The following is a 15,118-nucleotide window of genomic DNA, read 5'->3' as shown; positions in this document are numbered from 1 at the left end:
GGCACTGCGGCGCGCCGCTACGCGCGTCCCCATGCGCTCCGGCCCACCGTCACTACGCAACGTGATCATTCCCCGCCGGTCCCGGCGGCGCCGCCTCCGACCGCGCCCGCAGGGGGCCACGGCGGGGTCGCGGCGGAACAGCGCCAAATGGACTGTGCCGAAGTATGTCGAATCGGTTGCAGAGCACGGGCTCTGTCCACCACGATGCTGATTGAGGGGTTCGCCCGGCGACTGCGGTCAGGTCGGCGGCGGGTCCGTTCCGGTGCCGCCGCGACCCGACGGCGACAACGGTTATCACCTCACGCTGAGTGAACGGAGCGCTCGCGCAGACCTGCGCCCGACCGTCCGCGTACGACCGCGCACCCGCGCGACGCCCGCGACACCCCGGCGCACCCGGGTCGGCGGCGGCAGCGCCCCACGAACCATCCGACCCGACGGCGCTCTTCCCCCGGCGTCGTCACCTCCAGCACCGGCGCAGCCCTGACGCCGCGTGCTGATCGACAAAGGGCCCCGTTCCCCCGCGGGGCCCTTTGCCCTTTCCCGGTGCGCCGCCGGTCCCGGCCACCGTCCGGCCCGCCGTCCGCCGGTCAGCCGTCCGCCGGCTCCTGCTTGCGCCACACCGAGGCGTCGTCGCCCCCGGCGCTCCGGGCCGGCCCCTGCGGGGGCACGGCCGGGGCGGAACGGTCGTGCGAGTCCAGCAGGTCGGTCGTGGCCGGCACCACCGCGGCCGGCCCGGGCGACGGCGGCGCGGCCGAGGGCGACGCCTCCGTGGGCGACGCCGAGAGGTCCGCGGCGTACCCGTCCTGCCCGGGCGCACCGCTCCCCTCCCCGGCCACCGCGCCCCGGAGGGGCGCGCGCACCCCGAGGGCCGTCAGCAGCGGCGGCACGCCGAGCGCGCCGGCCGCCGCCCAGATCAGGTTGGCCGCCAGCAGGGTGGCGAAGGTGAGCCCGCCCGAACCGTGCTCGACCGGGGCGCCGCCCGTCGCGGAGGCCGTGAACCGCTCCAGCCCCGGCACGGTGACGGTCAACCCGGCGCCGGCGAGCAGCATCAGCAGGCTCAGCCCCGCCCCGTGGACGACCGCCAGCCTGAGCCGGTCGGCCGTGTCCAGCCCGCGCCGCAGGGCCGTCCAGCCGAGCAGCAGCGCCGCCGCCAGCGCCAGCAGCCCGGCCCAGCGCCAGTCACCGGTGAGGTCCCTCATCTCGAAGAAGGAGTACTGGGCGCGCTGCCCGGCCTCCGCCGCGCTCAGGTACGAGGCCGTGCCGTGGTCGCGGCCCAGCTCGAAGGTCGCGCCGGAGCCGTACCCGAGCAGCAGCAGCCCCAGGTTCGGCAGGAAGGCCAGGGCGGCCAGCGTCGGGGCGTCCTCGCCCTGGGCGGCCACGACCACGAACGCTGCGGCCGAGGCCACCCCCACCACCACGAGCAGCACGCGGCCCGCCGCCAGTGCGGCCACCGCCCAGCCGCGCACCCCGGCGTTTCGCCAGGCCGCCCAGCGCATCGCGTCCGTCCCGTACACGACCAGGGCCGTCAGCGCGGCGAGCAGGAAGCTCCACCCGAGCGCCTCCCACCAGCCGGCGTCCACGGTGAAGCCGAAGCCGGCGAGGAACCCGCCGGAGAGGTCCGGCACGTCGTCGGCGCCGCGCGGCGGCTGCCAGTCACTGCCGCAGAGCAGGCCGAGGAGCAGCGTGACGGCCGCCGCGACCAGACCGGTACGGGCCGCCTCGCCGAAGGCCCGCGGCCGGGTCACCTGCTCCCCGGTCCGGGCCTGCCACCGGGTCAGCCCGGCGCGCAGGCCGAGCCATAGCGCCAGCAGCCACAGGGCCGCGACGGTCATCGGCAGCGCGCGCAGCAGGTACTCGTAGGACAGCCCGGTTCCGCCCGAGCCGATCGGCATCGACATGTGCACCTCGAAGGGCGCGCCGAGCGCCGCCAGCGCGGCGGCCAGCGCGGCGCCGAACCGCGTGCCGAACGGCGCGGCGTACAGATCGCCGTAGCTGCTGGGCAGGGCCGTCAGCAACGCGGCGAGCAGCAGTACAGCGGTCGGCGCGATCACCGCCCGCAGCGCCGGCCGCCAGTCGGAGCCGGTCAGCCAGCGCAGCACGGGCGCCTGCGCGGCAGCCGGGTCGTACGCCGTACCGGCGCCCCAGCGGCCCGCCACGGGTGGCGCGAGCGGCGGCGGCGGGCCGAGCGTCGGTGGGCCGACGGCGGAGCGGGCCGGGCCGGGCCGCCCGGTGGGCGGCGGCCCGGGCGGCGGCGGGGGCGCCAGCGGCCGTCCGCAGGAGGCGCAGCGCTGCGCCCCCGCCGCCGACGCCGCCCCACATGATGCACAGACCGCCATACCGGTACTCCCCCGTCGCCGATCCCCCGATGAGGCCCCGTTATCCCACCGGCCCTCGGAGACTGTCAACCGGCTTCGACGCGAGCCGGCGGCCCGTCAGTCCCGCTCCTTCGCGGCCTTCGGGGCCTTCCGGCGCGGCACCGCCGGCACCGCGAGCAGCGGAAGCCGCAGCTCGCCGAAGGCACCCTTCGGCACCGCGGGCCGGACGGGGGCCACCGCGGCGACGCGCCGGTACTCCTCGCCCGGCGCCGGGCGCGGGTCGGCCTCCCCCTTGTTGGGCCACATCGACATCGCCCGCTCGGCCTGGGCGGTGATGGTGAGCGAGGGGTTGACGCCGAGGTTGGCGGAGACGGCGGAGCCGTCCACCACGCTGATCCCCGGGTGCCCGTAGAGCCGGTGGTAGGGGTCGACCACGCCGGTCAGCGGGGAGTCCCCGATCGGGCAGCCGCCGAGGAAGTGCGCGGTCATCGGGATGTCGAAGATCTCGCCCACGGTGCCGCCGGGGAAGCCGTTGATCTCCGCGGCGAGCGCCCTGGCGCCCTCCTCGGCCGCCGGGATCCAGGTCGGGTTCGGCTCGCCGTGGCCTTGGGTGGAGGTCAGCTTCCCCTTGCCGAGGCCCTTCTGCTTGATCGAGACGGTGATGGAGTTGTCCAGCGACTGCATCACCAGGCCGATGATGGTCTTCTCCGACCACCGGCGCAGGCTCATCGAGCGGGCGAAGTTGAGCGGGTGGGTGACCGCCGTCACCGCGTAGGTCAGCCAGCGCGGCGCCCGGCCGCCGCCCGCGATCTGCTGCACCGAGAGCGCGCCCATCGCGTTGGATCCCTTGCCGTAGCGGACCGGCTCGATGTGGGTGTTCTCGTTGGGGTGGATCGAGGAGGTGATGGCGACGCCCTTGGTGAAGTCCGCCTTCGAGCCGTACCGCCGGTCGCTGGTCTGCGCGCCGACCAGGGCCTCGGAGTTGGTGCGGGTCAGCTCGCCGAGCCGGGCCGAGAGGCCGGGCAGGTGGCCGCCGTCGCGCATCCGGTGCAGCAGGCTCTGGGTGCCGTAGGTGCCGGCCGCGACCACCACCCGGGCCGCCGTGATCGTCCGGGCACCGGCCTTCACCCGGTCCCTGGAGCGCGCGTCGGTGCGCCGCACGTCGACGGCGAAGCCCCCGCCGAGCTCGCGGATCCGCGCGACGGTGGTGAGCGGGTGGATCTCGGCGCCGTTGCGCTCGGCGAGGTGGAGGTAGTTCTCGGTCAGCATGTTCTTCGCGCCGTGCCGGCAGCCCGTCATGCACTCCCCGCACTCGGTGCAGGCCCGCCGGGCGGGGCCGGCCCCGCCGAAGTACGGATCCCCGGTGGCCTCGCCGGGCGCGGCCCGGGTGGCGCCGTCCGCGTCCTCGCCGTCGCCGAAGAACACCCCGACCGGGGCGAGGTGGAAGGTGTCCCCGACCCCCATCTTCTCGGCGGCCGCCCGCAGATGGACGTCGGCGGGGGTGACGGTCGGGTTGAGGCGGACCCCGAGCATCCGCTGGGCCTGGTCGTAGAAGGGTGCCAACTCCTCCTGCCAGTCGGTGATGTGCCGCCACTGCCGGTCCTCGAAGAACGCCTTCGGCGGGACGTACAGGGTGTTGGCGTAGTTGAGCGAGCCGCCGCCGACGCCCGCGCCGGCCAGGATCAGCACGTTGGCCAGCAGGTGGATCCGCTGGATGCCGTACAGGCCGAGCGCCGGTGCCCAGAGGTAGTTCCTGGTGTCCCAGGAGGTCTTCGGGAGCTCGTCGGCCCGGAACCGGCGGCCGGCCTCCAGCACGGCGACCCGGTAGCCCTTCTCGGTCAGCCGCAGGGCCGTGACCGAACCGCCGAAGCCGGAGCCGACGACGACCACGTCGTAGTCGTACTCCTCGCCGCCGGTGCCTTCCGTACCCGCAGGTGTCGCTGCCATCGCCCGCTGCTCCCTCGCCCATCCGATCGACGTGCCGAACCCGACGTGCCCGGCCGGGCCGGGCGGCGAACCCGCCCGGCGGGGGGCCTACTTGAACCGGAAGGTCTTCATCGCCTTCAGGCCGGTGGTGAACAGGGCGGCGAACCGCTCGTCGTCCAGCCCCAGGGAGGGGCCGATCGGCAGCAGCCGCTGGGTGGCGATGGTCTGCCCCTCGGTGAAGCGCAGGATGCCCTCGGAGCCGTGCCGGCGACCGAGCCCGGAGTCGCCCATCCCGCCCATCGGCGAGGCGACCGAGCCGTACGCCGCCGCGTACGCCTCGTTGACGTTGACGGTGCCGGTGCGCAGCCGGGCCGCGACCGCCCGGCCGCGCCGGGCGTCCTTCGTCCAGACGCTGGAGTTCAGTCCGTACGGCGTGGAGTTGGCGGCGGCGACGGCCTCGTCCTCGGTGTCGAAGCGGTAGACCGAGACGACCGGGCCGAAGGTCTCCTCGGCGCAGACCGTCATGCCCTCGGTGACGCCGTCCAGGATGGTCGGCTCGAAGAACAGCGGGCCGAGGTCCGGGCGGGGCCGACCGCCGGCCAGCACCGTGGCGCCGCCCTTGACCGCCTCCTCGACGTGCCGGGTGACGACCTCCAGCTGCCGGTCGGAGACCAGCGAGCCCATCTCGGCGCCGTAGGCGAGCCCGCCGCCGAGCCGCAGCGCGCCGGTGCGGGCCGCGAAACGGGCCAGGAAGTCGTCGGCGACCGAGCGGTGCACGAAGAGCCGCTCGACCGAGATGCAGAGCTGGCCCGCCGAGGAGAAGCAGGCCCGGACGGCGCCCTCGGCGGCCTTGTCCAGGTCGGCGTCGGCGAGCACCAGCAGGGCGTTCTTGCCGCCGAGCTCCAGCGAGGCGCCGACCAGCCGGGCGGCGGCCCGCTGGGCGACCTCGCGGCCGGTGCGGGTCGAGCCGGTGAACGAGACGTAGTCGGCGTGCTCCACGACGGCCGGGCCGATCACCGGGCCGTCGCCGATCACGATCTGCCACAGGTCGGCGGGCAGGCCGGCCTCGACCAGCAGCTCGCGGGCCCACAGGGCGGTCAGCGCGGTCTGCGTGTCCGGCTTGTTGACCACCGCGTTCCCGGCCACGAAGGCGGGCAGCGCGTCGCCGACCGACAGCTCCAGGGGGTAGTTCCACGGCGAGATCTGCCCGATCACGCCCTTCGGACGGCGCGCCTCGACGGTGTGCGTGAGCCCGGGCACGGCGCCGCCGCGGCGGCGGTCGCGCAGGTAGCGGTGCGCGGTCCGGCCGTAGTGCCGGGCGGCGAGCGCGGCGCCCATCACCTCCTCGAAGGCGTGCAGCCTGGCCTTGCCGGTCTCGGCCTGGATCAGGTCGAGCACCTCGTCCTGGCGGCGCAGCAGCAGGTCGTGGAAGCGCAGCAGGACGGCGGCGCGACGGCGCACGGGCAGCGCGGCCCAGCTGCGCTGGGCGCGGCGGGCCACCTCGTACGCCACCTCGACGTCGGCCGGTGTGGACCGCGGCAGGGTGGCGAGGTGCTCGCCGGTCAGCGGGGCGACGGTCTGCGCGCACTCGGGCTCGCCGGTCGCGGTGACACCCGCGGCCAGCCGGGCGACGAGCGCCGGGGTCACCACGGAGGCCACCGTGCGGGCGGCGCCCGGGGCGGCGGGGTTGCGGCCGGGCTGGGCGGGGGCCGGTGCGTCTGCCGTGAGGTCCGTCATGCGGCGAAGCCTAGGCGCTCGGCGGCCGGTCCGGTACCCGCCAGTAACCAGAAATTGTCCGTGGCCCGCGCGGTGTCACCGGCCCGGCCCGCCGGTGCCGGGCGGGGCCGCGCCCGGCACCGGCGGGTGTCAGCCCGTGGGCTCGAAGCTGTTCAGCACCGTGGTGAAGCGCTGCTGGCCCTCGGTCCAGTCCTTGTCCGGGCAGGACAGGTAGACGGCGTACGCGGTGCCCTGGCCGTCGATGAACTCGGCCTCGATCGCGTGCCGGCGCCCGCCCTCCTTCGCCGCGTACGAGAACTCCCAGACCGCCGCGTCGTGGCCCTTGACCTTGGCGTCCGCCAGCCTGAGCTGGGCGTACCCGGTCAGGTTCTTGCTGACCGTGGCCTCCAGCTCGGCCAGGTGGTCGCGCGGACGGGTCGACTGGCCGACGGTCACCGCGAACTGCAGGTAGTGCGACTTGGCGTCGGGGCTGTAGTAGATCTGGTTGCTGTCCATGCTGCGCTGCCAGACCCCGCCGGTGAGCGGGAGGAGGAAGCGGAAGCCGCCCGGGTCGTCCGTCCAGCGGTAGCCGGCCGGTGCGGCCGCCCCCGGACTGACGGACTGCTGGCCCACCGTCGGGGTCGGGGCGGCCACGCCGCCGTCCCCGTGCCGCCGGCTGGCCGCCAGGTACGCCCCCGTACCGGCCAGCAGCGCGGTGACCAGCCCCAGCACCGCCACCTTCAGCACCAGCCGGCCGCGGCGGCGCCCGGCCTTCCCGGCGGCGGCCGGGGCGGCGGCCGCGTCGGGCGCCACCGGCGCGGCCGGGGCGTCCGGCACCGTGGCCGGAGCCACGGCCGCGTCCGGGCGGGGCACGGTGACCGCCTCCCCGGTCTCGGGCGCGCCGCCGGCCGTACCGGTCCGGTCCACCACCGGCACCGCCTGGGTCGGCACCTTCGGCACGCTCCCGGGCACCGCCTTGAAGCCCATCGTGTGCCCGGCCGTCACCTCGGCGAGCATCCGCAGCGCCTCGTCGGCGGTGGGCCGCTCGGCCGGGTCCTTGGCCATCAGCGCGGCCAGCACCGGCCCCAGCGCGCCCGCCCGGCGCGGCTCCGGCAGCGGGTCGCCGACCACCGCGGCCAGCGTGGTCAGCGGCGAGGTGCGGCGGAAGGGGGACTCCCCCTCCACCGCCGCGTACAGCGTCGCGCCCAGGCCCCACAGGTCGGAGGCCGGGCCCGGCCGCTCGCCCTGGGCCCGCTCGGGGGCGAGGTAGTCGGGCGACCCGACCAGATCACCCGGGCGGGTCAGCTCGGCCGAGCCCTCGTACGTGGCGATGCCGAAGTCCAGCAGGACGACCCGGCCGGTACCCCGCTCCAGCAGCACGTTCCCGGGCTTGACGTCCCGGTGCAGCACGCCGAGCTGGTGCCCCCGGTGCAGCGCGGCCAGCACCTGGGCGCCGACCTCGGCGGCCTCCCTGGGCATCAGCGTGCCGTCCTGGCTGATCACGTCGGCCAGCGAGCGGCCGTCGACCAGCTCCATCACGATCCAGGGCCGGCCGTCCTGCTCCAGCACGTCGTGGACGGTGATCACGCCGGGGTGCTTGATCCGGGCGGCGGCGCTCGCCTCCCGCTTCATCCGGGCGTTGAGGATCTCCAGCTCCTCCTCGGGGAGGTGGCTGACCGTCAACTCCTTGACCGCGACCTCGCGGTCCAGCATCCGGTCCCGGGCACGCCAGACCGTGCCCATGCCGCCCCGGCCCAGCCGCTCCCCCAGCTCGTACCGGCCGGCCAGCAGCCGCTCCGCCGCGGCCGCCCCCGGCCGATCCTGAACGCCCATTGGCGACCGCTCCCCCTCATCCACCTGCCGTCACCGTGACGGAGGGCCCGGTGCACCGCACTGACCACCGTTCGAACATCTCTCTCACGCACAGATTAGGCCGCCCGGCGGGCACCCGGGCTCCCGCCCCGGCCACGTGACCGCCCCGTGATCTGCGGCACGGCCCGTCAGCCTGCGAACAACACCACACCGGCCAGTCCCAGCACCAGCGCCACCAGCACACCGGCCACCACCAGAGGGCCCAGCAGCGCCGGCGGCAGCCGCGGCGCCCGGCGCGGCGGACCGCCCCGCGCCTCGCCCTCCACCGGGCCGGCCCCTCGCCGGCCCGGGCGCTGACGGGGCACCAACGGCCCCGCCTCGGGCCGCGGCACCGGCAGCAGGACGGGCGGCGCCGTACCGTACGGCTCCGGGGCGCCAGCCAGTACCTCGGTCGCCTCCCGCCACACCTGCACCGCCGTCGGGCGCAGCGCGTGGTCCGGCTGGAGCAGCCGCTCGACCAGCGGCCCCAGCGCGCCGCAGTCGTACGCGGGGGCACGCCGGCCGTCCCGGACGGCGCCGAGCAGGGTGGGCAGGTCGTCCTCGGGGTACGGCGCGACGCCGGTCAGCAGGCGGTACAGCAGCACGCCCAGGGCCCAGCAGTCCCCGGCCGGGCCGCCGTCCATCGGCCAGCGCTCCGCCCGGGGCCCGAGCAGCCCGGCCCGCACCTCGTACCGGCGGCGCCCGGCCGGGCCGCCGAGCTCCTCGCAGAGCGCCTCCTCCGCCACGCCCGAGGTCAGGCCGCCGAGCAGGGCGGCGCCGTCCTCGCAGACCAGCACCGACGCGGCCGAAACGTTTCCGTGTGTCAGACCGGCCTCGTGCAGGGCCCGTAGCGCGCCCGCGAGATCCGCCGCCAGCTCGGCGACCCGGTGGACCGGCACCGGCCCGTCGAGCGCGAGCACGTCCAGCGGGGCCCCGGCCGGGTACTCCTCCACCAGCCAGAGCAACTCGCCGTCCACGAAAGCCTCGCCGCCCCGCAGCAGCCGGTGGTGCGAGGGCGCCGCCGCCGCGGCCTGCGCCGCCCGCCGCGCGAGCCGCGCGCCCTGCGCCGGCACCGGATCCTCCGCCGTCGGACCGGCCGACAGCAGGCCGGGCAGCTCAAGGCCCCGCAACCGGACCGCGGTGCCGTTCTGTTCGTCCCTCGCGAGCACCCGCAGGTACTCCGGACGGTCCGTCACGCGGTACCGCCCTGCCAACACCTGCCCCGGGCCCGCCAGCATGCCTGTCCTCTCGTCACCGCCAGCGTACGTGGCCGCCCGGCCGCGCTCGATCCCACGGACCGGACCGATCCCGCTCCTCGCCGCCTTCGACCCGCTCGGCACCGGACGGCGTGGCCGCGCGCTGGTCCGACGCGAACGGTCGGACACGACCAGAGGCCACCATCGCACCGGCGGGCGGCCGGTGGCGGCAACGGCCGCCCGACACCCCGGGCGCGTCCGTGCGTGGACGGCGCATCCGGCCCGGGCCGCTCTCCCCGAGGACGACGCAGGGCCACCGCCGGTTGCGTCGGAGCCCGGATCCGTCCCGAAGCCGCCCCGGAGCGGGGCGTGGCGGGCGCGTGGCCGGGGCGTGGCGGCGCCGCCGCGTCCGGCGGGCGCGGCCTACGGGGCCGGCTGGAAGGTGTCGAACCCGGTCTGCCGCGCCTGCGCGAAGTCGGGCGAGGCCCAGTCCGCGTCGGGCATCGTCCAGTAGAGGGCGTAGCCGTACTTGCCGCCCCCGGTGACGAAGCCCCGGTTGAGCGAGTGCATCCGCTGGGAGCTGCCGTCGAAGGTCCACTCCCAGTCGGCGGCGTTGGTCCACTGCCGGTAGGTGACGGCCTGCAGGGCGACCCGCTGGTAGTTGTGGCCCTTCTGGCTCGACTCGCTGTTCTGCCAGTCGGCGAGCGCGCTCGCGCCGCCCGGCTGCGTCCAGTCGACGAGCAGCCGCACGCCGCGGCCCTCGAACTTCCGGCTGGTGGCGTGGTAGCCCGCGCCGCCGTCGGCCAGCCATTCGGGCAGCACGATCGAGAACCCGGAGGCGTCGGCGAACAGCCGGTAGCCGGCCGGCACCGCCGCCGTACCGGGGTTGGTCGCCGGAGCCGGCCCGGAGGTCACCGTGGTGCTCGCCGTGGAGGTGGGCTGCGGGTCCGCCGGGGAGGCCGGAGCCGGGGGGCCGCTCACGGCCGCGCTCTGGACCGGGCTCTGCGCCGGGGCCGGGCTCTGGGCGTCCTGGGCCGGTGCCGGGCCCGTGCCGGTGGTCGAGGCGCCCACCGCGGGAGCGGCGCCGGTCCCGGTCCGGTCCGATCCGCCCAGGGCCCGGGTGGCCACGACCACCCCGGCGATCAGCAGCAGCAGGACCACCGCCACCACCACGGCGCGCCGGCGGGCGCTCGCGGCCCACCAGGACGCGCCGGCGGCGCCACGGGCGCTCAGCGTCTCGCCCCGGGACCACGTCCCGGCGACGGGAGCGGCCGGCCGGGCGCTCTGCGCGGCGGGCTCGACGGGCGACGGGGTCGCGGGCGCGGCGGGTCCGGGGGCGGGAACGGGCGCGGCGGCGGACTTGTCGCCCTTCGAGCGGCTGCCCACCCGTACCGTCCCGAGCAGACCGCTCACCGCGCGCTTCGGAGCGGGCTCCGGCGGCGCGTCGGCGGGTTCGATCGGGACGGCCTGCTGGGTGGTGGACTCGGCCTTCACGGTGTGCTCGGCGACGACCCGCCTGAGCATCGCCCGGGTCGCGGAGGCGTCCAGGCGGCGGGCCGGGTCCTTCTCCAGCAGTCCTTCGATGACCGGGCGCAGCGGCCCGGCGTTGTGCGGGGTGCCCAGGTCCTCCGTCATCACCGCGGTGAGCGTGGCCAGCGCCGAACCCCGGTCGTAGGGCGGCCGGCCCTCGACCATCGCGTAGAGCGTCCCGCCCAGGGACCACAGGTCGGCCGGCGGACCGGGCTTCTGCCCGCGGGCCCGCTCGGGGGATATGTAGGACGGGGCGCCGACCAGCATCCCGGTGGAGGTCACCGAGGGATCGCCCTCGACGCTCGCGATGCCGAAGTCGGTCAGCACGACCCTGCCGTCCTCGCCGATCAGGACGTTGGACGGCTTCACGTCCCGGTGCAGGATGCCGTGGCTGTGCGCGGCGCCGAGCACGCCGAGCAGGTCCAGCGCGATCTCGGCGGCCCGGACGGGGGTCAGCGGACCGTCCTCCTTGATCACCTCGGCCAGCGAACGGGACTCCACCAGCTCCATGACGATCCAGGGCCGGTCGTCCTCCTCGACCACGTCGAAGACGGTGACCGCGGCCGTGTGCCTGATCCGCGCGGTCGCCTTGGCCTCGCGCAGCGTCCGGACGATCAGCCGGTGCTTCTCCTCCTCGTCGACGCCGCCGTGCATGCGCAGTTCCTTGACGGCGACGATCCGGCCGAGCATCTCGTCCTCGGCCCGCCAGACGGTACCCATACCGCCGCGACCCAGCACCGCGTCCAGCCGGTAACGTCCGGCCAGGAGACGGCCGGTGGAACCCTGCGCCTCGGTCATCTGGCGTGTTCCCCCATGTGGTGCCGGCGGTCGAAGTGACGGCGCGTCGACCCCTGGTCGGGCCCGGACGCGAAGCCTCCATCATCCCCTGTCGGGGACGTCCTCGACCACCCGGCCCGTCCGTTGCGCCGGGCGGCGCCCCGGGGCGGCCCGTGGAGAACCGGCGCACAACCGGCGCTTCGTGCCCGAGCCGTGATCAAAACGCTGTGTCCGCACGGCCGTCGGCGCTGCTAGCGTTCGACGCCGAGTGTCGACGCTTCCCCGGGGGGAACCACCATGACCGCATCCGAGCCCGGCCACGACGGCCCGGCGGGCCCGGCCGCTCCGCACTACTCCGTGCCCGCCTGGCACGACGAGGCCCCGGCCGGCTACGTGGCTCCCGGCATGCCCGGTGCCCCCACGCCGTACGCCTACGCCCCGCTGATCGCCACCGCCAAGCGGGAGCCGAACCTCGGCGGCGCGATCGCGGCGGCGCTGGCCGCGGTCGTGGTCGGCGCACTCGCCTACGGCTTCGTGATGAAGGCCCTCGAACACGAGTTCAGCTGGCTGGTGATCGGGCTGGGCGCGGCGATCGGCTGGCCGCTGGGCAGGCTCGGTGGCCGCGGCGCCGCGCTCCCGGTGATCGGCGCGGTGCTGGCGGTGGCCGCGCTCTTCCTCGGCCAGTTCTTCTACGCGACGCTCGTGCTGCACGAGGTCTCCGGCGCGTCCGTCGGTGATCTGCTCGGCACCGACCGCGACGTCACCTTCCAGCTCTGGCAGGCCAATCGCGGCGTCTACGACGTGCTCTTCTACGGCATCGCCCTCATGGCGGGCGGGCTCACCACCCGGCGCTTCGGCTACGAGCGCTGAGTCCGCCCCCCGGACGTCGAGGAGGCCCCCGCCGACCGGCGGGGGCCTCCTCGACGTGGAGCGTCGTCAGCCGTGGTGCAGCGCCGGGTTGACGGTGACCTCGACCCGCTGGAACTCCTTGAGCTCCGAGTAGCCGGTGGTGGCCATCGCGCGGCGCAGGGCGCCGAAGAGGTTCATCGTGCCGTCGGGGGTGTGCGACGGGCCGCTGAGGATCTCCTCCGTGGTGCCGACCGTACCGAGGTCCACCCGCTTGCCGCGCGGCAGCTCGTCGTGGACGGCCTCCATGCCCCAGTGGAAGCCGCGGCCGGGGGCGTCGGTGGCCCGCGCCAGCGCGGCACCGATCATCACCGCGTCCGCGCCGCAGGCGACCGCCTTGGCGAGGTCGCCGCTGTAGCCCACGCCGCCGTCGGCGATGACGTGCACGTAGCGGCCGCCGGACTCGTCCATGTAGTCGCGGCGCGCGGCGGCGACGTCGGCCACCGCGGTCGCCATCGGCACCTGGATGCCGAGCACGTTGCGGGTGGTGTGCGCGGCGCCGCCGCCGAAACCGACGAGCACGCCGGCCGCGCCGGTGCGCATCAGGTGCAGGGCGGCGGTGTACGTGGCGCAGCCGCCGACGATCACCGGGACGTCCAGCTCGTAGATGAACTGCTTGAGGTTGAGCGGCTCGGCCGCGCCGGAGACGTGCTCGGCGGAGACCGTCGTGCCCCGGATGACGAAGACGTCGACGCCGGCGTCCACCACGGCCTTGGAGAACTCGGCGGTCCGCTGCGGGGAGAGCGCGGCGGCCGTCACGACGCCCGACTCGCGGACCTCCTTGATCCGCCGGCCGATCAGGTCGGCCTGGATCGGGGCCGCGTAGATCTCCTGCAGGCGGCGGGTGGCGGCGGCCTGGTCGGTGATCGCGGCGATCTCGTCGAGCAGCGGCTGCGGGTCCTCGTAGCGGGTCCAGAGACCTTCGAGGTTCAGCACGCCGAGCCCGCCGAGCCGCCCGATGGCGATGGCCTGCTGCGGCGAGACCACGCTGTCCATCGGAGCCGCCAGGAACGGCAGCTCGAAGCGGTAGGCGTCGATCTGCCAGGCGATCGAGACCTCCTTCGGGTCCCGCGTACGGCGGCTGGGGACGACGGCGATGTCGTCGAAGGAGTACGCCCGGCGTCCGCGCTTGCCTCGCCCGATCTCGATCTCAGTCACTTCGAGCCCTTCCGGTTTTCTCGCTCATACCTGCCGGGTCACCCCGGCCGCCCCCAGTATCCCGCACCCGCGGGCCGGCGCGGCGCAGCGGCCGACGGGCGGACGTGCGGCGAGGCCCGCCACCGGTGGTGACGGGCCTCGCGAGCGCCTGGGCGGGTGTGCTCAGCGGCTGGTGTAGTTCGGTGCCTCGACGGTCATCTGGATGTCGTGCGGGTGGCTCTCCTTGAGGCCCGCCGAGGTGATCCGGACGAACCGGCCCTTGCTCTCCATCTCGGCCACGGTGGCGGCGCCCACGTAGCCCATGGTCTGGCGCAGGCCGCCGACCAGCTGGTGCAGCACGGCCGCCAGCGGGCCGCGGTACGGGACCTGGCCCTCGATGCCCTCCGGGACCAGCTTGTCGTCCGAGGAGACCTCGGCCTGGAAGTAGCGGTCCTTGGAGTACGAGCGGCCCTGGCCGCGCGACTGCATGGCGCCCAGCGAGCCCATGCCGCGATAGGACTTGAACTGCTTGCCGTTGATGAAGAGCAACTCGCCGGGCGACTCCTCGCAGCCGGCCAGCAGGCTGCCGAGCATGACGGTGTCGGCGCCGGCCGCCAGCGCCTTGCCGATGTCGCCGGAGTACTGCAGGCCGCCGTCGCCGATGACCGGCACGCCGGCCGCCTGACAGGCCACCGCGGCCTCGTAGATCGCCGTGACCTGGGGGACGCCGATGCCGGCGACCACCCGGGTGGTGCAGATCGAGCCGGGGCCGACGCCGACCTTGACGCCGTCCACCCCGGCGTCGATCAGCGCCTGGGCGCCGTCCCGGGTGGCGACGTTGCCGCCGACGACGTCGATGCCGACGGCCGCCTTGATCTTGGAGATCCAGGCCAGCGCGTTGCCGCTGTGGCCGTGCGAGGTGTCCACGACCAGGAAGTCCACCCCGGCGCCGACCAGCGCCTGGGCCCGGTCGAAGGCCTCGGCGCTGGCGCCGACCGCCGCGCCGACCAGCAGGCGGCCCTCGGCGTCCTTGGCGGCGGTCGGGTACTTCTCGGCCTTGACGAAGTCCTTGACGGTGATGAGGCCCTTGATCCGGCCCTCGTCGTCCACCAGCGGCAGCTTCTCGATCTTGTGACGGCGGAGCAGCCCGATCGCGTCCTCGCCGGAGATCCCGACCTTGCCGGTGATCAGCGGCATCGGCGTCATGATCTCGCGGACCCTGCGGCTGCGGTCCGACTCGAAGGCCATGTCGCGGTTGGTGACGATGCCGAGCAGCCGGCCGCTCTCGTCGGCGATCGGCACACCGCTGATCCGGAACTTGGCGCAGAGCGCGTCCGCCTCGCCGAGCGTGGTCTCCGGGCCGACCGTGATCGGGTCGGTGACCATGCCGGACTCGGAACGCTTGACCAGGTCGACCTGGTTGACCTGGTCCTCGATCGACAGGTTGCGGTGCAGCACGCCGACGCCGCCCTGGCGGGCCATCGCGATCGCCATCCGCGCCTCGGTGACCTTGTCCATCGCGGCCGACACCAGCGGGATGTTGACCCGGACGTTCCGGGAGACCCGGGAGGACGTGTCGACCTGGTTCGGCAGCACGTCGGAGGCCCCGGGCAGCAGCAGGACGTCGTCGTACGTGAGTCCGAGCATCGCGAACTTCTCGGGTACGCCTGCGGCGTTGACGCCGTCGTTGATGGGCATCTTGGGAGTTACCTTCCGTGGCCGGCCGAATCCATCTGCAATGCGCCCGGCTGAGGACGGGGGCGC

At 75.3% G+C, this 15,118-nt stretch carries 9 protein-coding genes; 1 reads left to right on the top strand and 8 read right to left on the bottom strand.

Features of this window, described 5'->3' with window-relative positions; genetic code table 11:
* Positions 1 to 587: 587 nt before the first annotated feature.
* From OG823_RS20790 to OG823_RS20765, 6 genes are all read right to left on the bottom strand, one after another.
* Positions 588 to 2,156: a hypothetical protein gene (locus OG823_RS20790; RefSeq protein ID WP_371481078.1), complete on the bottom strand. Its 1,569-nt coding sequence runs from the start codon at positions 2,154 to 2,156 to the stop codon at positions 588 to 590.
* Positions 2,157 to 2,432: 276 nt separating this feature from the next.
* Positions 2,433 to 4,262 (bottom strand): GMC oxidoreductase, encoded by a 1,830-nt coding sequence (locus OG823_RS20785; RefSeq protein WP_371481077.1) that lies wholly within the window; start codon positions 4,260 to 4,262, stop codon positions 2,433 to 2,435.
* 87 nt (positions 4,263 to 4,349) lie between these two features.
* Positions 4,350 to 5,978, bottom strand: a complete 1,629-nt coding sequence (locus tag OG823_RS20780; protein WP_371481076.1) for a succinic semialdehyde dehydrogenase — start codon at positions 5,976 to 5,978, stop codon at positions 4,350 to 4,352.
* Between the two features lie 129 nt (positions 5,979 to 6,107).
* Positions 6,108 to 7,790: a protein kinase gene (locus tag OG823_RS20775; protein WP_371481075.1), complete on the bottom strand. Its 1,683-nt coding sequence runs from the start codon at positions 7,788 to 7,790 to the stop codon at positions 6,108 to 6,110.
* Between the two features lie 167 nt (positions 7,791 to 7,957).
* On the bottom strand, positions 7,958 to 9,004 hold the full coding sequence (locus OG823_RS20770; protein WP_371481074.1) for a hypothetical protein: 1,047 nt from the start codon (positions 9,002 to 9,004) through the stop codon (positions 7,958 to 7,960).
* Between the two features lie 423 nt (positions 9,005 to 9,427).
* Positions 9,428 to 11,332, bottom strand: coding sequence for a serine/threonine-protein kinase (locus OG823_RS20765; protein ID WP_371481073.1), 1,905 nt, complete (start codon positions 11,330 to 11,332; stop codon positions 9,428 to 9,430).
* Between the two features lie 276 nt (positions 11,333 to 11,608).
* On the opposite strand from OG823_RS20765, the gene OG823_RS20760 reads away from it, so the two are divergent.
* Entirely contained in the window at positions 11,609 to 12,181 is a 573-nt protein-coding gene (locus tag OG823_RS20760; protein ID WP_371481072.1) for a hypothetical protein, read from the top strand.
* 66 nt (positions 12,182 to 12,247) lie between these two features.
* On the opposite strand, the gene OG823_RS20755 is transcribed toward OG823_RS20760, so the two are convergent.
* Together OG823_RS20755 and guaB are read right to left on the bottom strand one after the other, a co-directional pair.
* A complete protein-coding gene (locus OG823_RS20755) occupies positions 12,248 to 13,375 on the bottom strand; it encodes a GuaB3 family IMP dehydrogenase-related protein (protein ID WP_371481071.1) in 1,128 nt (375 codons plus the stop codon).
* A 162-nt stretch (positions 13,376 to 13,537) separates the two neighbouring features.
* Positions 13,538 to 15,052: an IMP dehydrogenase gene (guaB, locus tag OG823_RS20750; protein WP_371481070.1), complete on the bottom strand. Its 1,515-nt coding sequence runs from the start codon at positions 15,050 to 15,052 to the stop codon at positions 13,538 to 13,540.
* Between the last annotated feature and the right edge of the window lie 66 nt (positions 15,053 to 15,118).

Origin of the sequence: Kitasatospora sp. NBC_00315 (genome assembly GCF_041435095.1) — a bacterium.
In the GTDB taxonomy this organism is placed as follows: domain Bacteria; phylum Actinomycetota; class Actinomycetes; order Streptomycetales; family Streptomycetaceae; genus Kitasatospora.
The sequence above is the reverse complement of the archived record's forward strand: the minus strand, read 5'-3'. Positions and strand labels throughout refer to the sequence as shown.